The sequence below is a fragment of the Actinoplanes sp. NPDC051470 genome, from assembly GCF_040682035.1.
In the GTDB taxonomy this organism is placed as follows: Bacteria; Actinomycetota; Actinomycetes; order Mycobacteriales; family Micromonosporaceae; genus Actinoplanes.
This window is the reverse complement of record NZ_JBFBAA010000023.1, coordinates 139,019-159,769: the sequence shown is the minus strand read 5'-3', so window position 1 is coordinate 159,769 and position 20,751 is coordinate 139,019. Positions and strand designations below refer to the sequence as shown.

At 72.1% G+C, this 20,751-nt stretch carries 16 protein-coding genes; 4 read left to right on the top strand and 12 right to left on the bottom strand.

Annotated elements, in window-relative coordinates:
* Positions 1-32 precede the first annotated feature (32 nt).
* Complete coding sequence (locus AB0M54_RS33185) at positions 33-680, bottom strand: sortase (RefSeq protein ID WP_364475662.1); 648 nt, start codon at positions 678-680, stop codon at positions 33-35.
* A 715-nt stretch (positions 681-1,395) separates the two neighbouring features.
* A complete protein-coding gene (locus AB0M54_RS33180; RefSeq protein ID WP_364315586.1) occupies positions 1,396-2,247 on the bottom strand; it encodes a DUF4397 domain-containing protein in 852 nt (283 codons plus the stop codon).
* A gap of 204 nt (positions 2,248-2,451) precedes the next feature.
* On the opposite strand from AB0M54_RS33180, the gene AB0M54_RS33175 reads away from it, so the two are divergent.
* Together AB0M54_RS33175 and AB0M54_RS33170 are read left to right on the top strand one after the other, a co-directional pair.
* Positions 2,452-7,017, top strand: coding sequence for an ATP-dependent helicase (locus AB0M54_RS33175; RefSeq protein ID WP_364475660.1), 4,566 nt, complete (start codon positions 2,452-2,454; stop codon positions 7,015-7,017).
* A 316-nt stretch (positions 7,018-7,333) separates the two neighbouring features.
* A complete protein-coding gene (locus AB0M54_RS33170; RefSeq protein WP_364475658.1) occupies positions 7,334-7,828 on the top strand; it encodes a hypothetical protein in 495 nt (164 codons plus the stop codon).
* A gap of 489 nt (positions 7,829-8,317) precedes the next feature.
* Here AB0M54_RS33170 and AB0M54_RS33165 read toward each other — a convergent pair whose 3' ends face one another.
* On the bottom strand, positions 8,318-9,250 hold the full coding sequence (locus AB0M54_RS33165; RefSeq protein WP_364475656.1) for a TIGR03560 family F420-dependent LLM class oxidoreductase: 933 nt from the start codon (positions 9,248-9,250) through the stop codon (positions 8,318-8,320).
* Between the two features lie 72 nt (positions 9,251-9,322).
* Here AB0M54_RS33165 and AB0M54_RS33160 point away from each other — a divergent pair, with 72 nt between their 5' ends.
* On the top strand, positions 9,323-10,111 hold the full coding sequence (locus tag AB0M54_RS33160) for an SAM-dependent chlorinase/fluorinase (RefSeq protein WP_364315574.1): 789 nt from the start codon (positions 9,323-9,325) through the stop codon (positions 10,109-10,111).
* Between the two features lie 18 nt (positions 10,112-10,129).
* Here the strand turns inward: AB0M54_RS33160 and AB0M54_RS33155 are convergent, their stop codons facing one another.
* Complete coding sequence (locus AB0M54_RS33155) at positions 10,130-10,864, bottom strand: N-acetyltransferase (RefSeq protein WP_364315571.1); 735 nt, start codon at positions 10,862-10,864, stop codon at positions 10,130-10,132.
* 18 nt (positions 10,865-10,882) lie between these two features.
* On the opposite strand from AB0M54_RS33155, the gene AB0M54_RS33150 reads away from it, so the two are divergent.
* The gene (locus AB0M54_RS33150; protein ID WP_364475654.1) at positions 10,883-11,680 is read left to right on the top strand and encodes a DNA-formamidopyrimidine glycosylase family protein; all 798 of its coding nucleotides are present in this window, start codon (positions 10,883-10,885) and stop codon (positions 11,678-11,680) included.
* Here the strand turns inward: AB0M54_RS33150 and AB0M54_RS33145 are convergent.
* The 8 genes from AB0M54_RS33145 to AB0M54_RS33110 all read right to left on the bottom strand — a co-directional run bounded on the left by AB0M54_RS33145 (position 11,666) and on the right by AB0M54_RS33110 (position 20,694).
* Entirely contained in the window at positions 11,666-12,433 is a 768-nt protein-coding gene (locus AB0M54_RS33145) for a hypothetical protein (protein WP_364475653.1), read from the bottom strand. The genes AB0M54_RS33150 and AB0M54_RS33145 overlap by 15 nt on opposite strands.
* Before the next feature lie 6 nt (positions 12,434-12,439).
* Positions 12,440-13,312: a PspA/IM30 family protein gene (locus AB0M54_RS33140; RefSeq protein WP_364315563.1), complete on the bottom strand. Its 873-nt coding sequence runs from the start codon at positions 13,310-13,312 to the stop codon at positions 12,440-12,442.
* Between the two features lie 165 nt (positions 13,313-13,477).
* A complete protein-coding gene (locus AB0M54_RS33135; protein WP_364315561.1) occupies positions 13,478-13,867 on the bottom strand; it encodes a helix-turn-helix transcriptional regulator in 390 nt (129 codons plus the stop codon).
* A gap of 166 nt (positions 13,868-14,033) precedes the next feature.
* Positions 14,034-14,516 carry a CinA family protein gene (locus AB0M54_RS33130; RefSeq protein WP_364315558.1) on the bottom strand — a complete coding sequence of 161 codons (483 nt, stop codon included), beginning with the start codon at positions 14,514-14,516 and terminating at the stop codon, positions 14,034-14,036.
* Entirely contained in the window at positions 14,513-15,088 is a 576-nt protein-coding gene (gene pgsA / locus AB0M54_RS33125; protein WP_364315556.1) for a CDP-diacylglycerol--glycerol-3-phosphate 3-phosphatidyltransferase, read from the bottom strand. The genes AB0M54_RS33130 and pgsA overlap by 4 nt, the downstream gene beginning before the upstream one ends.
* Complete coding sequence (gene rimO / locus AB0M54_RS33120; RefSeq protein ID WP_364475651.1) at positions 15,085-16,536, bottom strand: 30S ribosomal protein S12 methylthiotransferase RimO; 1,452 nt, start codon at positions 16,534-16,536, stop codon at positions 15,085-15,087. The genes pgsA and rimO overlap by 4 nt, the downstream gene beginning before the upstream one ends.
* Positions 16,537-16,560: 24 nt before the next feature.
* Positions 16,561-19,047, bottom strand: coding sequence for a DNA translocase FtsK 4TM domain-containing protein (locus AB0M54_RS33115; RefSeq protein ID WP_364315551.1), 2,487 nt, complete (start codon positions 19,045-19,047; stop codon positions 16,561-16,563).
* Between the two features lie 120 nt (positions 19,048-19,167).
* Positions 19,168-20,694 (bottom strand): S1 family peptidase, encoded by a 1,527-nt coding sequence (locus AB0M54_RS33110; RefSeq protein ID WP_364475649.1) that lies wholly within the window; start codon positions 20,692-20,694, stop codon positions 19,168-19,170.
* Positions 20,695-20,751: the final 57 nt, after the last annotated feature.

Genomic DNA, 20,751 nt, shown 5'->3' with positions numbered 1-20,751 from the left:
TAGTCATTCGCCCGGAAACGGGGGAACGGCGATCACCCGGCCACCGCGTAGATCACGAGGTTGTCCTTGTATGACCGCAGGCTGTGATCGAAAACCCCACCGCACGTGATGAGGCGGAGCTGGCGGTCCGGTGTGGGGGCGTACACCCGATCGGTCGGGAATTTGCTCTTCGGGTACCAGGCGGTCGACGTGACCGTGAAGGTGATGGTCTTGGCGCCGCGCACCACCTCGATGCGGTCACCCTTCTGCATCTCGCGGAGCTTGTAGAAGACGGCCGGTCCTCGCTTCGAGTCGACGTGGCCGGCGACGACCGCGGGGCCGGTGTCGCCCGGGAGCGTGCCGCCGGAGTAGAAGCCGGCCTTGGCGAAGTCCTTCGGCGGGATCAGGGCGCCGTCCGGGCCGAGGCGCAGCGTCTCCAGCGGGGTGTCGACGCCGATCGCCTTCACCATCAGCCGGGTCGGCGTGCCGGAATAGGTCGGGTTGAGCGCGGCGAACGGGTCCGGCGCGCTGCCGTCGGCCGGCACGGCGAACGGCGCCTCGTCGCTGGCGCTCGAGGCGGCGACGGAGGGCGCGGACTGGGGCAATCCGGTCCAGCGGCCCACGTCGTCGGTGGCCGGCTGCTCCTTGAGGGCCACGTAGGCCGTGCCCGCGACGAACGCCGCCACGACCCCGGCGATCACGGGAATGAGCGCGCGCCGGCCGAAACGGCGGAGCTTTCCCGGTTTCGGCGGCACCGGGGAATTCGGAGCCGGGCTCACATCGGATGGGTCATCGTCGTCGTGAGCAGGCCCGGCCGAGCCGCCCGCCGCAACGCGCGAGCAGTCGCTCGCATCCTCGTCGTCGAGAAGGGCAGGCTCGACGGGATGCGACGCGTTCACAGAAGGTGACGCTACGGCGGAAGGCGATGCGCTCGCGGCGCTAGGTGACGCGCCGTCGGAAGGCGATACAGCGACGCTAGGTGACGCGGGAGCGGAAGGTGGTGGACCAACGGCAGATGGCGCGGCGGCGGAAGGCGGCGCGGCGGCTGGGGGTCGCGCGGCGGCCGCGGGCGAAGGACCAGCCGGCGAAGGATCAGCCGGCGAAGGACGCACCAGCGGCGACAACGGCATGGCCGGCCCGACCCACGGCGACCCATGCGGCGCAGTACCCGGCGACGATCCACCAGCCAACGCCGACGGCGACCGCCCAGGGCTGCGACGCCGAGGCGCCGGCGCCACGTACAACGGCGCGTCACGCAACGCCGGATCGATCGATCCCGGCACATGAGCACGCCCACGCGCGGGGAGCTCGTCGACCGGCTCGACCCGCACCACCGCACGCGCGGTGGGCGGAGGCGTCAGTCCGTCCGGCACCGACGCCTCCGGAGACTCCGCGGTCATGGATCAGACCGCCGGGTCAGACCGTCCGGGGCCGGCGGCGGAGGAAGACCACCAGGCCGGCCGTCAGCACCGCGGCCACGCCCGCCACCGTCAGCGCCATCGGCATCGGCGACTCGGGCTGGGTGCCGCCCACGCCGGTGGCCACGCCGCCCTGCGGCACCTGGCCCTGGCCGCCGGCGTCGATGTGCAGCTCCGGCTTGAGGCCGCCGCCCTTGGCGTCGAGCACCAGCAGCGAGTAGACGCTGCCCGCGCCCAGCGTGCAGGGCAGGCTGCTGCTCCGGCCGCCGCCGCTCGGCTGCACCTTGACCGTCCACTTGCCCGGCTTGACCTGCCGGTAGTCGGTCGTGGTGGCGAATTGGACCCCGTCGGCGATCTTCGGTCCGTCGTTGACGCCGACATCGAGCACGGGTGCGCGTACCGAAGCCTGAATGATCCTGACCTTGGACTCGCCCGGCTTGGGCAGCTTCAGGTCGTCCTGGAGGACGCGGAGCCCCAGGTCCGCGTAGCGACCGACGCCCGCGACCGTGTACGCCTGGCCGCTCTCCACACTGACCTGGGTGGTAAGGACCGGCTTGGTCTTGGGGCTGGCGCCCGCCTTGCGCATGGCGACCGAATACGTGCCTGTCGGAAGTCGCAGGTAGGGCGACATGATGCCGTAGCCGACACCGGGGAACGTCTGCTCCTTACCGCCCGAGGCGGCCTTGAGATAAACGTCCACCTGGGGTGTATCCGGAGAAAGGTGGGCAAGCCGCACGTAGCCGTCATCCGCCGCGGCGGCCGGCGATGCGCTGAAGGCAATGCCCGCGAACACGGCGAGCGCCGCCGCGGCACTGCCGAGGCGCCGTACCTGGGGTTTCGGGGTGAACACGGAGCCTCCTCTGCACTCGGCTGTATGACACATCGAACGCGATCCCTGTCAATGTGCCGCAGACCACGGAACGGCACCATGGTCCGTCCGGTCAGCCGGAAGCGCTGGTCGAAGGTCCTACTCATGCTCGGATGACCGATAGATGACGCCCGGGACAGATGGTCCGACGGCGTCGTGGCGTTTTTGTCGTACCCGAGGAGCACCATGGTTGGCGTGCAGGAAGAGCAGGTGTTGGAGCAGTTCGGGCCGGCCACGAGGGAGTGGTTCCGGGCCGCCTTCGCCGCGCCCACCGCGGCTCAGGCGGGCGCGTGGCGAGCGATCGGCGCGGGGCACCACGCGCTGGTCGTGGCTCCGACCGGTTCCGGCAAAACACTGGCCGCGTTCCTGTGGTCCCTCGACCGGCTGGCCCGCGAGCCCGTGCCCAACGACGCTAAGCAGCGCTGCCGCGTCCTTTATGTCAGCCCGCTCAAGGCCCTGGCGGTCGATGTCGAGCGCAACCTGCGCGCGCCGCTGACCGGCATCCGGCAGGCGTCCGGCCGGCTCGGTGTGCCGCCGCCCGACATCACCGTCGGCATGCGTACCGGTGACACCCCGGCCGACGAGCGCCGCAGCTTCCAGCGCACCCCGCCCGATGTGCTGATCACCACACCGGAATCGCTGTTCCTGATCCTGACCTCGGCCGCCCGCGAGTCGCTGCGCGGCGTCGAGACCGTGATCATCGACGAGGTCCACGCCGTCGCGGCCACCAAGCGCGGCGCCCACCTGATGCTCTCTCTCGAACGGCTCGACGCGCTGCTGCCCAAGCCGGCGCAGCGGGTGGGTCTGTCCGCGACGGTCCGGCCGATCGACGACACCGCCCGCTTCCTCGGCGGCGCACACCAGGTTGAGATCGTGCAGCCGCCCAGCGCCAAGACGATCGAGGTCGAGGTGCAGGTGCCGGTCGAAGACATGACCCGGCTCGACGAGGCTCCCGAGGAAGATCCAGACAACCCCGATGGGGTACGCCGTCAGCCGTCGATCTGGCCCGCGGTGGAGGAACGGGTGCTCGACCTCATCGAGGCCCACCGCTCGACGATCGTGTTCACCAACTCCCGCCGCGGCGCCGAACGGCTGTGCGCCCGCATCAACGAGCTGGCCGTCGAGCGTGCCGGTGAGCCGCCACCCGAGGCGAGCCGGCTGCCCGCCGAGATCATGGCCCAGGCCGGCGGCACGCGCGGCGCCGACCCGATCGTCGCCCGCGCCCATCACGGCTCGGTGTCCCGTGAGGAACGCAAACAGATCGAAGAGGCGCTGAAGTCCGGCCGGCTGCCCGCCGTCGTCGCCACCTCGAGCCTCGAGCTGGGCATCGACATGGGCGCGGTCGACCTGGTCGTGCAGATCGAGGCGCCGCCGTCGGTCTCGGCCGGGCTGCAGCGCATCGGCCGGGCCGGCCACCAGGTCGGCGCCGTGTCCCGTGGCGTCGTCTTCCCCAAACACCGCGGTGACCTGGTCTCCTGCGCGGTGGTGTCGGAACGGATGACCGAGGGCGCGATCGAAGAGCTGCGTTACCCGCGCAACCCGCTCGACGTGCTGGCCCAGCAGGTCGTGGCCATGGTCGCGCTGGACGCTTGGCAGCTCGACGACCTGGCGGCCCTGGTCCGGCGGGCGGCCCCGTTCGCCGAGCTTCCCGACTCGGCCCTGCGGGCGGTGCTCGACATGTTGTCCGGGCGCTACCCGTCGACCGCCTTCGCCGAGCTGCGCCCGCGCCTCGTCTGGGACCGCGGCACCGACCAGCTCACCGGCCGGCCGGGCGCACAACGGCTGGCCGTGACCAGCGGCGGCACCATCCCCGACCGGGGCATGTTCGGGGTCTTCCTGGCCGGTTCCGAGAAGGCCTCGCGGGTCGGTGAGCTCGACGAGGAGATGGTGTACGAGTCCCGCGTCGGCGACGTCTTCCTGCTCGGTTCGACGTCCTGGCGGATCGAGGACATCACGCCCGACCGGGTGCTGGTCACGCCCGCCCCGGGCGCCCCGGCCCGCATGCCGTTCTGGAAGGGCGACGCGCTCGGCCGCCCGGTCGAGCTGGGCCGGGCCATCGGCGCCCGGCTCCGCACCCTGTCCAGGGCCGACGACGACAAGGCGACCGCCTCGCTGCGCGCCGCGGGCCTCGACGAGTGGGCGGCCGGCAACCTGATCGCCTACCTGCGCGAACAGCGCGAGGCGACCCGTCACCTGCCCGACGACCGTACGATCGTGGTCGAGCGCTTCCGCGACGAGCTGGGCGACTGGCGGATGACCGTGCACTGTGTCCTCGGCGCGCGGGTGAACGCGCCCTGGGCGCTCGCGATCGCCCGCCGGCTGGGTGAGCGCTACGGCGTCGACGGCCAGGTCATGCCCTCCGACGACGGCATCGTGGTGCGCCTGCCGGACACCGCCGAGGAACCGCCGGGCGCCGATCTGGTGGCCTTCGACCCCGAGGAGATCAGCCAGCTGGTCGAAGAGTCGGTGGGTACGTCGGCGCTGTTCGCGTCCCGGTTCCGCGAGTGTGCCGCCCGGTCGCTGCTGCTGCCCCGCCGCGACCCGCGCCGGCGCCAGCCGCTCTGGCAACAGCGCCAGCGGTCGGCGCAACTGCTCGACGTGGCGCGCGAGTTCGCCGACTTCCCGGTCACCCTCGAGGCCGCCCGCGAGTGCCTGCAAGACGTCTTCGACCTGCCCGGCCTGGTCGGGCTGATGCGCGAGATCGCGGGCCGCAAGGTCCGGCTGGTCGAGACCGAGACGCCGCGGCCGTCGCCGTTCGCCCGGTCACTGCTTTTCGGGTACGTCGGAGCGTTCCTCTACGAGGGCGACGCACCGCTGGCCGAGCGCCGGGCCGCCGCCCTGGCCCTCGACTCCACCCTGCTCGGCGAATTGCTGGGGCGGGTCGACCTGCGCGAGCTGCTCGACCCGGCGGTGGTGACCGAATCGGAACAGCAGCTGCAGTGGCTGGCCCCACAGCGGACGCCACGCGACGCCGAGGACGCCGCCGAGCTGCTGCGGCTGCTGGGCGACCTGTCCGACGCCGCGCTGGCGGCCCGGCATGTCGACCTGGAGTGGGTGCGTTCTCTCGAGGCGGCCCGCCGGGCGTTGCGGGTGCGCGTCGCCGGTGAGGAACGCTGGATCGGCATCGAGGACGCGGGCCGCTACCGCGACGCGCTGGGCGTGGCGTTGCCGGTGGGCGTGGCCGAGGCCTACCTGGAACCGGTCGCCGATCCCCTCGGTGACCTGGTCGCTCGCTACGCGCGTACCCATGGGCCGTTCGCCGCCGCGACGTGTGCGGCGCATTTCGGGCTCGGTGTGTTCGTGGTCGAGCAGGCGTTGAAGCGGCTGAGCGCGACCGGCCGGGTGGTCAGCGGCGAGTTCTCGCCCGAGGGCGCGGGCGCCGAGTGGTGTGACGCCGAGGTGCTGCGCCTGCTGCGCCGCCGGTCGCTGGCCGCGCTGCGCCGTGAGATCGAGCCGGTGCCGCCGAAGGTGCTGGCCGCGTTCCTGCCCCGCTGGCACCAGGTGGGCGGCAACGCGCGCGGCGTCGACGCGGTCGCGGCCACGGTCGAGCAGTTGCAGGGCCTCGCGGTGCCGGCGTCGGCCTGGGAACGGCTGGTGCTGCCGGCGCGGGTCGCCGACTATTCACCGGCGATGCTCGACGAACTGACCGGGTCGGGTGAGCTGGTGTGGGCCGGCGCCGGCTCGGTGGGTGGCAACGACGGGTGGATCACGCTGGCGTACGCCGAAACGGCGCCCCTCCTGCTGCCACCTCCGGATGACGAGCTGGCGCTGACCCCGCTGCATCAGTCGGTGCTCGAGACGCTGGGCGACGGGCAGGCGCTGTTCTTCCGGTCGCTCTCCGACCGGGTGGGCTCGACCGACGACCCGGCCCTGACGTCCGCGGTGTGGGACCTGGTCTGGGCCGGACACCTGACCAATGACACGTTCGCGCCGCTGCGGGCCCTGCTCGGCAGCAGCGGCGCCCACCGTGCGAAGGCCGCGCCGGCCCGCACCCGCTATCGCCGCCCCGGCCGGTTGGGGCGTGCGGCCATGCCGAGCCGCACCGGCCCGCCCGCGATGGCCGGCCGCTGGTCCCGGCTCCCCGACCGCGACCTCGACCCGACCCGGCGCGCGGCCGCCCTGGCCGACCTGCTGCTGGAACGCCACGGCGTGGTGACCCGCGGCGCGGTCATGTCCGAGGGCGTGACCGGCGGCTTCGCGGCGGTGTACCCCGTGCTCGGCGCCCTGGAGGAACGCGGGGCCGCGCGGCGCGGCTACTTCGTCGAGGGTCTGGGCGCGGCCCAGTTCGCCGTGCCCGGCGCGGTCGACCGCCTGCGCGCACTGGCCGAGCCGGCCGAGCTGACCCGGCGCGCCGGGGTGTCGGCGGTGGTGCTGGCGTCAACCGACCCGGCCAACCCCTACGGCGCGGCGCTGCCGTGGCCCGAACGCGTGGTCGACAGCGGCGGCGGCGAAAAGGTCGCCGCCGCCGGCCACCGAGCCGGCCGCAAGGCGGGCGCCTTGGTCGTGCTGGTCGGCGGCGAGCTGGTCATCTACGTCGAGCGGGGCGGCAAGACCCTCCTGTCTTTCCTGGACGACCAGGAGGCACTGATCGCGGCTGGCGAGGGTCTGGCGCGGGCGGTGAGGTCCGGGGCGTTGGGGGCGATGTCGGTCGAACGAGCCGACGGCGAGTCGGTCAACTCTTCGCCGTTGCGCGACGCTTTGACGGCAGCGGGTTTCCGCGCGACGCCGAGGGGGTTGCGCCTGCGGGGGTGATGTGGCGACTTGGTCCGGTTCGGTGGGGCCGCCCCGGGGGCCGGAGTGTGTGGGTGGGTCAAGGGCCGCCTGGGGTGAGGAGTGGTCAGGCTGGGTCGACGCGAGTTGCGCAAGGGAAGGCGAGCCGCCCCTGACGGGGCCACGCCTGGCGGGCGCGGCGAGGCCGCACTACTGATCGCGCCCCGGTGGGCGCGCGGAAAACGCACCGGCCGCACCCAACGAGGCCGAGGCGGCGTGGGCGAGGTGAGGCAGGGGTGCCCTACCGGCTGCGCCGGGTGGATTGGGACGATGGCGGGGCCGTGTCACGATCGTGCGCATGCTGCGGACGTTGGAGATCACTGCGACCATCTCTGTGACTGAGGCGCCGTTTCATAACGTCTACTTCGGGCGCTCGTTCGAGTTGAGCCTTGACTGTTTTGTGTGTGAGCGGCTGGGTCGCACGACCTTTCTCACCGTGGGCGATGAGCGGGCGGTTTGCACGGGGGATCAGGCGCACGGCGGGAGGCACTTCGCTCCGGCGCGGGTTGCCGGGTTTGATGCGCTTACCGGGCAGGACCGGAGGTCGCTTCAGGCTGTGGTGCAGCAGTGGTGGGCGCCGTTTCATGACGCCAAGCGCAATCAGGGCTCCAAGCCGCTCGGCACCGGGTGGGTGCGCTTCGACCTGCACTATCAGTGCCCGGACAACGGTCAGGCCGCCGGACAGGCCAGCATTCAGTCCAATCAGGTTCAGCCGGTCGAGCTGACCTGCAAGCACTGCGAAACCGTCCTGGCCGGCAGCGACCAGATCCCCACCATCGTGGAGCGACCCTAGGCGGCAAGCACGCCCTCTCCACACCGGGCGGGGTGATAGGGAGCAAGGCAGAGGCCACAGAACAGGACCCGGGCGGGGCGGCAGGGCCACAGAACAGGATCCGGCGGATCGCGACCGGGGTACGGGCCACGTCTCGCCAGGCCGGCGTCTGGTTCCGGGAGGCGACCGGAGCGAGGCAGTGGCCACGAACAGGACCCGGCCGGGACGCGGCGAGGGCTCGGGCCGCGTAAGGGGACGGGGCGCGGCAAGGGCTCGGCCGCGTCAGCGGCGGGCGCAACCACTCACTACGCACGTCGCAGGGAGGGTGGCCGCGGAAGCGAAGCGTGCGGCCACCCGGACCGACCTCGGCGGGAGCAGCGGTCCGCATCACCCACCCTGCTACGACCCGAAGCTCTTGATCTGCCCGAAGAGAGCACCTCGGCGGGAGCAGCGGTCCGCACCACCCGCCCCGCTACGACCGGCAGTTGATCTGGATCTTGAGGGGCCGCTCTAGGAGAGCTGGGGCGCGACGCCGGAGGCGACCAACTCGAGGTGGTGCAGGTCGGACAGGTCGAGTGTCTGCAGGAACATGCGACCGGCGCCCGCCTCGCCCCATCGGCCGAGTTTGTCGACCACCTCGTCGACCGTGCCGGCCACGGCGTCGCCGGCTGTGCGCAGGTCGTCGACGCTGCGGCCGATCGCGTTCGCGCGATGCGCCAACTCGGCCTCGTCGCGGCCGACGCAGAGGACGACGGCCGCGGAGAATGCTGGCGCCGAAGCCCGGCCGGCCGCTGTGCACGCCTCGCGTACCAGGTCGAACAGGGCCGACGCCTCCGTGAGGGAGCTGAACGGGGCGTTGAACTCGTCGGCGAAGCGGGCGGCCAGGGCGGGCGTCCGCTTCTTGCCCTTGCCGCCGACGATGACCGGCGGCCGCGGGGTCTGCACCGGCTTGGGCAGCGCCGGCGAGTCGGCGAGCTGGTAATGCCGGCCCTGGAACGTGTAGGGGCCATCGGCGGTCCACAGGCCGGTGACGATCTCGAGCTGCTCCTCCAGGCGGTCCAACCGCTCGCCGGTCGGCGGGAAGGGAATGCCGTACGCGGTGTGCTCGCGCTCGAGCCAGCCGCCGCCGAGGCCCAGCTCGACGCGGCCGCCGCTCATCTCGTCGACCTGGGCGACGCTGATGGCCAGCGGGCCGGGCAGGCGGAACGTGGCCGACGAGACCAGGGTGCCGATGCGGATGCGGGACGTCTGCACGGCGATGGCCCCGAGCGTCACCCACGAGTCGGTCGGGCCGGGAAGGCGGTCGTCGGAGGCGGAGTTGCCGGTGAAGTGGTCGCTCCGGAAGAAGCCGTCGAAGCCCAGGTCTTCGCTCAGCTGGGCGACCCGCCGCTGCTGGTCGTAGGTGGCGCCGAGCTGGGGCTCGATGAAGGTGACGAGACGCATGATCACCAGCCTGCCACAAAGTCGGGAACCCTCCCCAGCACTCTGCGTGCGCAGACGATAACGTTGACGACCATGGGTCGCTTTGGATGGATCAGCCTCACCACCGACTACGGCACCTTCGACGGATTCGTGGCGGCGTGTCACGGCTCCATCGCCCGCATCGCGCCGGATGTGCGTGTCATCGACGTCACCCACCACGTGCCGCCGGCCGATGTCACCCGCGGCGCGCACGTGCTGGCGCAGACCGCCCCCTACCTGCCCGAGTCGGTGCACTGCGCGGTCGTCGACCCGGGTGTCGGCACCGCCCGCCGCGGCCTGGCCATCGCCACCCCGAGCGGTGTGCTGGTCGGCCCGGACAACGGCCTGCTGATCCCGGCGGCCGAGGCGCTCGGCGGCATCGACACGGTGGTGGAGCTGTCCAACAAGGACTGGTTCCTCGGCGACCTGTCACGCACCTTCCACGGGCGGGACCTCTTCGCGCCGGCCGCCGCCCGGATCGCGCTGGGCGCCGACCTGGCCGACGCCGGCCCGCCGGTGGACGTGACCACGCTGGTCCGGCTGCCCGCCCCGGTGGTGTCGCTGGGCGACGGCTACGTCGAGGCCGAGGTGCTGACCGTCGACCGCTTCGGCAACGTGCAGCTCGCCGCGACCGGTGGCGCGCTCGACGGCCTGGGCCATGACCTGGTCCTCAACGGTGGGGTGCGGGCCCGGCGCGGCGCCACGTTCGCCGATGTCGAGCAGGGCGATCTGCTGGTGTACGAGGACTCGGCCGGCCAGGTGGCCATCGCGGTGAACAACGGCCGCGCCGTCGTCGTCCTGTCGGTCATGCCGGGCGACCTGGTCCGGGTGTCGAACCGGTGACGTGGCGCGGCGTTCGGGTCACCCGCTGACGCGGTGGTGGACCCAGACGTTGGGCTCCACGTAGACCGCTGTGTCGTCGGCCAGCGAGACGTGCACCGGCGCCAGCGCCTGCGGCACGTCCACCGGCCCGTCGGTGTCGAACGGCAGCCCGGTCCACTCCCGCCACTGCGCGAGGCTTCCGGTCATCACCATGCTGCTCGGGGCCACGTTGACGATCCGGCCGCCGGCGCGCACGTGCACCCTCAGCCACGGGTCGACCGGCAGGCCGTCGGGGCGCGTGCGGTGGGCGTACTCGCGGATGGGCCCGGACCGGCCGGTGGGCCGGACCGGCGCGATCAGGTCCCGGAAGCCGAACCGGGCCACGTTGTCACGCATCGCGCCGAGCATCACCGAGGAGAGCCCGCGGCCGCGCATGTCGGGCCGAATCAGGATCTCCAGCGCCGAGGCGATGGTCGGCGTCGCCCCGCTGAGCCGGTCGTGCGCACTGCGCTGGATGGCCCAGTCCCAGCCGCCGTCGGGAAGCGGTCCGTCGATCGCATACGCGAGCGGCACCGAATGCGCCTTGGCCATGGGACGCCCGGACGAACGGTCCACCGCGAGCAGGCAGTGCGCCGCGAAGTGGTCACGGAGGTAGCCGAAGTAGAGGTCGCCGGTGGGGTCCTGCGTCATGAAGGGGGGCCAGAAGCCGTCGAGTTCCTCCCACACCGCCCATAGCGAAGGGTCATCCGCCAGGGACGTTATGTCGAGGTCCATCAGGGCAGGATAGGGAACATGCCGGAGGGCGACACCGTATATAACACCGCGCGCGTGCTGGAACGCGCGATCGTCGGCGAGGTGCTGACCAAGTCGGACTTCCGCGTGCCTCAGCTCGCGACGACCGATCTGTCCGGGTGGACGGTGGCGGAGTCGGCCAGCCGCGGCAAGCACCTGTTGCTCCGCCTGCAGAACGGCGACAAGAAGTACACCCTCCACTCCCACCTGCGGATGGAGGGCGCCTGGCGGGCCTACCGCCCGGGCGAACGCTGGACCGCCCGCCCGGTCCACCTGATCCGCGTCGCGTTGCACACCCGGAAGGCCGTCGCGGTCGGCTACCACCTGCACGAGGTGGCGCTCTACCCCACCGCCGACGAGTCGTCGCTCGACCACCTCGGCCCCGACCTGCTGGGCGCCGACTGGGACGCGGACGAGGCGGCCCGCCGGATCGCCGCGCAACCCGACCTGACCATCGCCGAGGCGCTCCTCGACCAGCGCAACCTGGCCGGCGTCGGCAACCTCTACAAGGCCGAGACGCTGTTCCTGCGCGGCGTCTGGCCGTGGCGGCCGGTCCGCGACGTCGACGACCTGACGGGCATGGTGACCCTGGCCCAGAAGCTGGTCGCCAACAACAAGGGCCGGTGGACCCAGACCACGACCGGTTCGCTGCGGCGCGGTGAGACCAGTTACGTGTACGGCCGGAAGGCCCAGCCCTGCCGCCGCTGCGGGACGGCCATCCGCAAGGCCGAACTGGGCGAACGCGTGACCTACTGGTGCCCCTACTGCCAGCCCGAACCGGGCTCAGGCGGCGCTTGAGTTGCCGTACCGGCGCAGCTCGGACAGGCCGTCGGCCAGACCCCGCAGCCGGTCGGTCGCCTCGATCAGCCGGAAGAAGCTCGGGTGCCGGTCGTCGGCGATCGGCTGCCCGTCTTCGGCCACCCAGCTCGCGGCGGCCGAGACCAGCCGCTCGTAGGCGGTCACCCCGTCGGCGAACTGGGCCGACAGGCTCTCGTGCGAGGTGCGCAACGCGTCCTGCTGGTCGGCGGGGCTGAGCGGGATGGCCCGCTCGACGCTCGCCGCCCGGTGGCCCAGGTCGCGCAGCCACTCCTCGGCCGACGCCGCCTCGAGGACCGCCTCGGAGCCGGGGCCGGTGAGCCGGGTGCTCAGTTGGTGGAGCGTGCCGCTCGCGCGGTCGAGCCGGTCCCAGGACTTGGCCACGGCCGAGCCCCGCAGCGCATACCGCTCGCGCTGCCGGCGGACCTCGTTGAGCACGTTCTTGCCGGCCGGGAACCGCTCGACCGCGGCGACCAGCTTGGCCCCGGGCAGCTGCGGCGGCGGGGCCGGCGGCGCTTCGATCGCCGCCAGCTCCCGATGGTCACGATGTCGCCAGACGGCCAGCGCGACCGAGCCGCCGGCCGCGGCGGCCCAGATCGCGTCGGGGATGCCAATTCCCGCGTACGGCGTAAGGACGGCGGTCGCCGCGGCCAGGCCGCCACCGATGACGCTCCAGCGCCTCGCCGCGCTGCGCAACCTGCGCAGCCGGCGGAAGTAGCGGGTCCGCTCGTCCATCGCCGGTCAGCCCGCCGCTGAGGTGTCGCCGCGCTGCTTGTTCATGCTGGCGCGGATCTCGTCGAGACGGGCCACGCTGGCCGGGTCGGAGGCCGGAGCCGCCTGCGCCTGCGTGCCCTGCTCGACCGCCGGGGTGCCCGGCTTGGCCCCGAGCTGGTCACCGGCCATCGAGGCCCGGATCTGCTCGAGCCGGGACGAACCGGCCATGTCGAGGCTCGACTTCTGCACCTCGAGCATGCGGCCCTCGACCGAGTTGGAGGCCAGCTCGGCGCGACCCATCGCGTCGGCGTACCGCCGCTCGATCTTGTCGCGCACCTCGTCGAGCGACGGGGTGTTGCCGGGCGCCGCGAGCGACGACATCGACTCGAGCGACCGCGCCACGGTCTCCTGCATCTTGGCCTGTTCGAGCTGGCTGAGCAGGCGGGACCGCTCGGCGATGCGCTGCTGGAGCACCATCGCGTTGTTCTCGACCGCCTTGCGCGCCTGGCCGGCCGCGGAGAGCGCCTGGTCGTGGAGGGTCTTGAGGTCCTCCATCGACTGCTCGCCGGAGACCAGCTGGGTGGCCAGCGTCGTGGCCGTGGCTTCGTACTTCTGGGCCTCGGCCTCGTCACCCCCGGCCCGCGCCCGGTCGGCCAGCACGAGCGCCTGCCGGGCCATGCCCTGCAGCTTCTCGACCTCGGACATCTGCCGGGACAGCTTCATCTCGAGCTGACGCTGGTTGCCGATGACCGCGGCGGCCTGTTGGACGAGCGCCTGGTGCTGGCGCTGGGCGTCCTCGATCGCCTGCTGGATCTGGACCTTCGGGTCTGCGTATTCGTCGATCTTCGCGCCGAAGAGCGCCAGAAAGTAACGCCAGCCCTTGACGAACGGGTTCGCCATATCGCCGATTCTCCTCTATGTCGCTCTGGTCGGCCCGATGGATGCGTCCCATGGTTGCAGGCCATTGCCACCGTCGTCACGTGACCTCAGGGAGTTATCAGGGTCTCCCCTGGGCCCTCCGGTATCGAGGCTACGCCTGGTGACGCACACGAGCGATCCCGAGGATCAGGCGGCGTAGATCATGTCGCGGCCACGCTTGCGCGTCGTCCGCAGAGTCGCCTTGAGCGGCGAATCCTGACGCACCGAAACCTGGACGTTCCCGTCGGCGACCTTCTCGACGGACTGCTGCTCAGGGACGGGGCTCAGCACGCCCTCCATGCCCTCGGCGATGGACAGCGTGTTGCTGACATCACTCAGCACCTCGGACAGGTGAGCGCCCAGGGCGTCACAGATCGCGGCGAGCAGCTCGCTCGACGCTTCTTTCTGCCCGCGCTCGATCTCGGAGAGATAACCCAGGCTGACGTTGGCGGCGGTGGACACCTCGCGCAGAGTGCGGTGCTGTCCTTGCCGGCGCGCCCGAAGTGCGTCACCGATAACCCGGCGTAGCAGGACCATGGCACCTCCTCCTGCGGCGGGGCCACCGGCATCCGCCGGAGGCTTCCCGCAACCGTACCCGCTGTGAGCCACGCCGACATACCGCCCCGCCGAAATCCGGAACCGGGCCCGCCTGGCACCCACGGCACAACGATCTCTGTGATAACGCCATTCCCGCAGGCCGCGCCTAGGCGGGTGGGCCGGCGCGGTCCACCTGGGTGACGAGGAGGTTTAACACCGCTGTCACGCTTCCGGCGCGGATCGCGGCCCGATCACCGGTCAGGTGAAGCTCCTCGACGGCCGAGGCGCCCGGCCCGGCGACGGCGACATAGACCAGCCCGACCGGTTTGCCGCCCTGCGGATCGGGTCCGGCGACTCCCGTGGTGGCCATCCCCCAGTCGGCGCCGCAACGCGAGCGGGCGCCCCCGGCCAGCGCGAGCGCGACGTCCGGATCCACCGGGCCGCGGTCGTCCAGCAGAGCCGATGAGACACCGGCCAGGACATGCTTGAGGTCGGTCGCGTAAACCACCAGACCGCCCCGGAAGACCGCGCTGACCCCGGGCACCTCGACGAACGTGCTGGCCAGCGCGCCGCCGGTGAGCGACTCGGCGGTCGCCACGGTCTCGCGTCGCGCGATCAGCCGGGTCACCGCCTCGGCCACGAGGGTCACGCGCGACCGCGCCGCAGCCGCAACGCCTGGAGCACGTAGTCGACGCCGGTGACGAGGGTCACCACGAGCGCGACGCCCATCAGCCAGGGCCCGACCAGGTGCAGCGGCGCCGGCATCGGCAGCAGGTACCAGGCGATGGCCGCGATCTGCAGCGCCGTCTTGAGCTTGCCGCCGCGGCTGGCCGGGATGATCCCGTACCGGATGACCCAGAAGCGCAGCGCCGTCACCCCCCACTCGCGCACCAGGATCGCGATCGTGACCCACCAGGCCAGGTCGCCGTAGAGCGACAGCAGGACCAGCGCGGTGCCGGTCAGCGCCTTGTCGGCGATCGGGTCGGCCACCTTGCCGAACGAGGTGATCATCGAGTAGCGGCGGGCGATCCATCCGTCCGCGAAGTCGGTCGCCGAGGCCACACAGAAGGTCAGGCAGGCCACGATCCGCCAGCCGGGGTGGACCATCTCGGACACCACCACGGTGACCACGAAGATCGGGACCAGGATGATCCGGACCAGCGTGAGGACATTCGCCGGGTTCAGCAGCGGGACGACCGCCGGCACCGGCTTTTCGGTCACTTCGCGGCCGCGGAGATCATCTCGAACGGGACCGCGACGAGGTCGACGCCCTCGGTCGCGGTGACCCGCGCCTTGACCAGGTCGCCGGGGCGCAGCACGGCCAGGTCGACGCCCGAGTCCCCGGCGACCAGGGTGGTCGAACCGTCGACCTCCGGAGCCTGGTGCTCGGCCCGGCCCTCGACCTCGCCGTCGGCGAGCGAATCGACCAGCACCTCGACGGTGGAGCCCAGCCGCTCCTCGGCCCGCTGGGTGCACAGCTCGTCGGCCAGCGCCGTGATCCGGTCGTACCGCCGCTTGATCGTGTCTTTGCGCACCTTGCCGGTCATGCCGGCGGCCTCGGTGCCGTCCTCGTCGCTGTAGTCGAAGATGCCGATCGCATCCAGGCGCGCCGACGACAAGAAGCGCACCAGCTCCTCGAAATCGGCCTTGGTCTCGCCGGGGAAGCCGACGATGAAGTTGCTCCGGGCGCCGGCGCTCTCTTTCAGCGCACGCGCGGATGCGAGGAGATCCAGGAACTTCGACGTGGAGCCGAACCGGCGCATCCGGCGCAGCACCGGCTCGCTGGAGTGCTGGAAGGAGAGGTCGAAGTACGCCGCGACGCCGGGCGTGGTGGCGATCGCCTCGACCAGGCCGGGCCGGGTCTCGGCGGGCTGCAGGTAGCTGGCCCGCACCCGCACGATGCCGTCCACCGTGGCCAGCTGGGGCAGCAGCTTCTCGAGGGCCCGGGGATCGCCCAGATCCTTCCCGTACGACGTGCTGTTCTCACTCACCAGCACCAGCTCGCGCACCCCGGTCTTGGCCAGCCACTCGGCCTCGGCCAGCAGCTCCTGGGGGTCACGGGAGACGAACGCGCCGCGGAAGGCCGGGATCGCGCAGAACGCGCAGCGCCGGTCGCAGCCGCTGGCCAGCTTGAGCGACGCCACCGGGCCGCTGTCGAGCCGGCGGCGCAGCACCTGGCGCAGGTGGGCCGGGGTGTGCTCGTCGACCGTGGCGTGCCCGGGCACCACCACCTTGGCCGACTGGCGCTGCACCGGGGTCAGGGGCAGCAGCTCGCGCCGGTCGCGCGGGGTGTGCGCGTCGAACCGCTCGCCGGCCAGCACGCCGTCGAGGCGGGCGGCGATGTCGGTGTAGTCGTCGAAGCCGAGCACCGCCTGGGCTTCCGGGAGCGAAGCGGCCAGCTCCTTGCCGTACCGCTCGGCCATGCACCCGGCCGCGACCACCTTGGCCCCGGTCTCGGACGCGGCGAGCAGCGTCTCGATCGAGTCCTGTTTCGCCTTCTCGACGAAGCCACAGGTGTTGACCAGCACCACGTCGGCCCCGTCGGCATCGGTGCTGACCTGCCAGCCGCCCGCGTCGAGGCGGGCCGCGAGTTCCTCGGAGTCGACCTCGTTACGGGCACAGCCGAGGGTGAGCAGGGCAACACGGCGCGGAGCGGGTGAGACGGACACCTCAAGAGCGTACCGGGCGGGCGGTCAGTCCCCATCCACCCGCAGGGTGGCCAGGGTCTCCTCCAACTCGTCCGGCTTGACCAGCACCTCGCGCGCCTTGGAGCCCTCGGACGGCCCGACGATGCCCCGGGTCTCCATCAGGTCCATCAGCCGGCCGGCCTTGGCGAAGCCCACCCGCAGCTTGCGCTGGAGCATCGAGGTGGAGCCGAACTGGGAGGTCACGACCAGTTCGATGGCCTGGATCAGCACCTCCAGGTCGTCGCCGACCTCCTCGTCGATCTCCTTCTTCTTGCTCGGCGGGGCATCCGTGACGCCGGTGGCGAACTCGGCCTCGCGCTGGTCCTTGCAGAACTTGACGACCGCCGCGATCTCTTTCTCGTCGACCCAGGCGCCCTGGATGCGGACCGGCTTGCTCGCGCCCATCGGCAGGAACAGGCCGTCGCCGCGGCCGAGCAGCTTCTCGGCGCCGGGCTGGTCGAGGATGACCCGGGAGTCGGCCAGCGACGAGGTGGCGAAGGCCAGCCGGGACGGCACGTTGGCCTTGATCAGGCCGGTCACCACGTCCACGGACGGCCGCTGGGTGGCCAGGACCAGGTGGATGCCGGCCGCCCGGGCCAGCTGGGTGATCCGCACCACGCTGTCTTCCACGTCCCGCGGCGCGACCATCATCAGGTCGGCCAGCTCGTCGACGATCACCAGCAGATAGGGGTACGGCTTCATCACGCGCTCGCTGCCCGGCGGCGCCACGATCTCGCCGGAGCGGACCTTGCGGTTGAAGTCGTCGACGTGCCGGACCCCGTTGGCGGCCAGGTCGTCGTAGCGCATGTCCATCTCGCGGACCACCCACTCGAGGGCGTCGGCCGCCTTCTTGGGGTTGGTCACGATCGGCGTCACCAGGTGTGGAATGCCCTCGTAGGAGGTCATCTCGACCCGCTTGGGGTCGACCAGCAGCAGCCGCACCTCGTCCGGGGTGGCCCGGGTCAGGATCGACACCAGCAGCGAGTTGAGGCAGGACGACTTGCCGGCGCCGGTCGCGCCCGCGATCAGGATGTGCGGCATCTTGGCCAGGTTGGCCACCACGAAGCCGCCCTCGATGTCCTTGCCCAGCGCGACCAGCATCGGATGGTGATCACCGGTGGCCGCCCGGGAGCGCAGCACGTCGCCGAGCGACACGTTCTCCGGGTCGGTGTTCGGGATCTCCACGCCGACCGCGCTCTTGCCCGGGATCGGCGACAGGATGCGCACGTCGGGGCTCTTCACCGAGTACGCGATGTTGCGGGAGAGCTGGGTGATCCGCTCGACCTTCACACCCGGGCCGACCTCGACCTCGTAGCGGGTGACCGTCGGGCCGCGGGTGAACCCGACCACCTGCGCGTCGATGTTGAACTGGTCGAACACGCCGGTGAGCGCGGTCATCACCTCGTCGTTGGCCTTGCTCCGGGTCTTCGCCGGGCTGCCCTTGCCGAGCAGGTCCGGCGGGGGCAGGCGGTAGTCGCCCGGCAGCGACGAGATGTCGAGCTGCTCGGCCCGGGTCGGCAGCGGCTCGGAATGCTCGGGCGGGGCCGGCGCCGGGGGCTTCCGCGACTTCGGCAGCACGATCGTGTCGTGCACGATCGGGTCTTCCTCGGGCTCGTCGGCCAGCCCGATGTCGGCCAGCGACCCTTGCCGGCGGCGAGCGGGGCGGCGGGTCCGGGCCGGTTCCTCCTCGACCTCGGCCGGCTCCTCGTCCTCGTCGTCGTCCCGGAGGTCGGCCGGAGCCTTCGGCGAACGCCCCATCAGCAGGTCGCCGAGCAGCATCACCCGCTCGGGGATCTTGTTGATCGGCGTCGCCGTGATGACCAGCAGACCGAAGATCAACAGCAGGATCAGCAGGGGTACGGCCACCCAGGCGGTCACCGCGCGCTCGAGCAGGCCGCCGATCGCGTAGCCGATCAGGCCGCCCGCCTTGTCCATCGCGAGGTCGTCCTCGGGCCGCTGCGAGACGTGCAGCAGGCTGGCCGTGGAGACGATGATCGCGCTCCAGCCGACCACCGACCGGCCGCGGTGCTCCGGGTCGGCCGGCTTGCGCATCAGCCGGACGGCGCCGTAGAGCAGCAGCAGCGGGAGCAGCACGGACAGGGCGCCGAAGAAGAGCCGGACCGCGTCGGCCAGCCGGGCGCCGACCGGACCGGCGCTGCCCGCCCAGACCGCGACGCCGACCAGGATGGCCAGGCCGAGCATGAGCAGGCCGCCGCCGTCGCGGCGGTGTTCCGGATCGATGTCCTTGGCCGTGGCCGCCTGCCGGCCGACGCTGCGGGCCACCCAGCCGACGCTGTGCGCCACGCCCATCCACAGGGCGCCGACGCCGCGGACCAGCACGCCCGAGCCGGCCGGCTTGCGGGCCGGGGCCCGCTTGGCCGGCGCGCGGCGGCTGGGCTGACGCACCGGCTGTTTACGGGCACGGGAGGACGCGGCGCCGCGCGTCTTGGACGCGTTCCGGCCCCGGCTCGCCGGAGGAGTACGGCCCGCCATGGTCCTCACGGTAATCGGACGAAGCCCGTCCATCGGTACGCCGCACCGCAGCGCATCGAACATGATGCTGCCCCGCAGCCCGGACGGAGGAGACCGGGGTGCGGGGCAGCCGATCAACCCCTACGGAACGCTGATGCCCATGGTGTAGGTGCCGCTGCCCGACGTGGACGCGACGATGTAGCGGTAGGTGCCGGCCTGGCCGTTGAAGGTCAGGGTCTTGGTGCCGTTCTCGCCCTCGCCCGTGGCGACGGTCCGGAAGCCCTGCCCGGTCCGCTGCTGGAGCACCAGGTCGAAGTCGGCGCCTTCCGGGCTCTGCAGGCAGGCGCTCTGCTCACCGGCGTTGGCCTGGAACGCGCCGCCCTGCGGCTGGAGCTGCGTGGCGCCCTCCCGGCCGATCGAGCTCTGGCCGTTCACCGGCAGGCCGGCGCAGTCGGCCGCCGCGTCGGCCGGGGGCTCCTCCTCGGCCGGCGGGGCCGCCTCGCCCCCGCTGACCAGCAGCGTCAGGTCGTTGGTGGCCAGGATCTCGTTGACCGGCTGGAAGAAGGTGGTGCCGCCGACCGTGCAGTCGCCGGAGCCACCCGAGGTCACACCCTGGGCCTGGTCGCCGGAGAGCCACGAGCCACCCGAGTCGCCACCCTCGGCGCAGACGTCGGTCTGCGTGAGGCCGGTGACCGCGCCCTCGGGATAGTTCACGGTCTGGTTCTTGGCCTGGATCACGCCGCAGAAGGTCCCGGTGGTGGAACCGGAGCGGCAGACCGGGGCGCCGACCGGCGCCTCGGTGTTGCCGGCCACCGGCAGCAGGTTGCCGTCGAAGTCGTTGACCACCGGCAGCAGCTCGTCGGCGAAGCCGGCGTCGACCGCGACGAAGCCCATGTCGGCGTCACCGGGGAAGACCGAGGCCTGCACGGTGCCCTGGGCGCCACCGTTGATGTCGGTCGTGGTGTCGCCCTCCACCCCGCAGTGACCGGCGGTGACAAACCCGCCCTGCACCGCGAAGCCGATCGAGCAGCGCGCGCTGTTGTTGATGATGTACGGGTCGGCGCCGCGGACGTCGGCCAGCGGCTTGGCCCGCGGGGCGGTCTTCACCGCGACGGCGTCCATGTCCAGGCCGGCGTCCTCGGCGAAGGCCCACGCCGACTTGGTGTCACCGGGCTGGGCCACGACCACGACCTTGTTGGTCGGGGCGTCCACGTACCAACCGGTCAGGTCACCGGCGGCGGACCGCGCCTCGTCCAGCTTCTGCTTGGCCGTGTCCAGCGTCTGAGCGCTGCGCTCGACCAGCACCGGGACGGCGCCGGCCTTCTTCACCAGCGCGGCCTGGTCCTGGCCGGTGACCGCGACCTTCAGCGTCATGCCGTCCTTGGTCAGCCAGGCGCCGCCGTACTCCTTGCCGGTCTGCGCGGCCAGCGTCGACGAGACCCCGCTGGCCCACTTGGCCCGCTTCAGCCGGGCGCGCGCCTGGTCACCGTCGAGGCCCAGATCTCGCTTCATCACGGCGAGCAGCTGCGGGGCGACATCCCCGGCGGCGACCGACTGGGGCGCGCCGCCGGACGGGTTGGTGCCCGCCATCGACGGCAGCGTGAACGCCACCGCCGCTCCGGTCGCCGCTACCGCAACCGCCGCAATGGCGATCCGCTTGCGCTGCATACTCCGCACTCCCCTCGACACGGGCGCCGTGGGGGCGGCGCCGTGACCGGGAATACG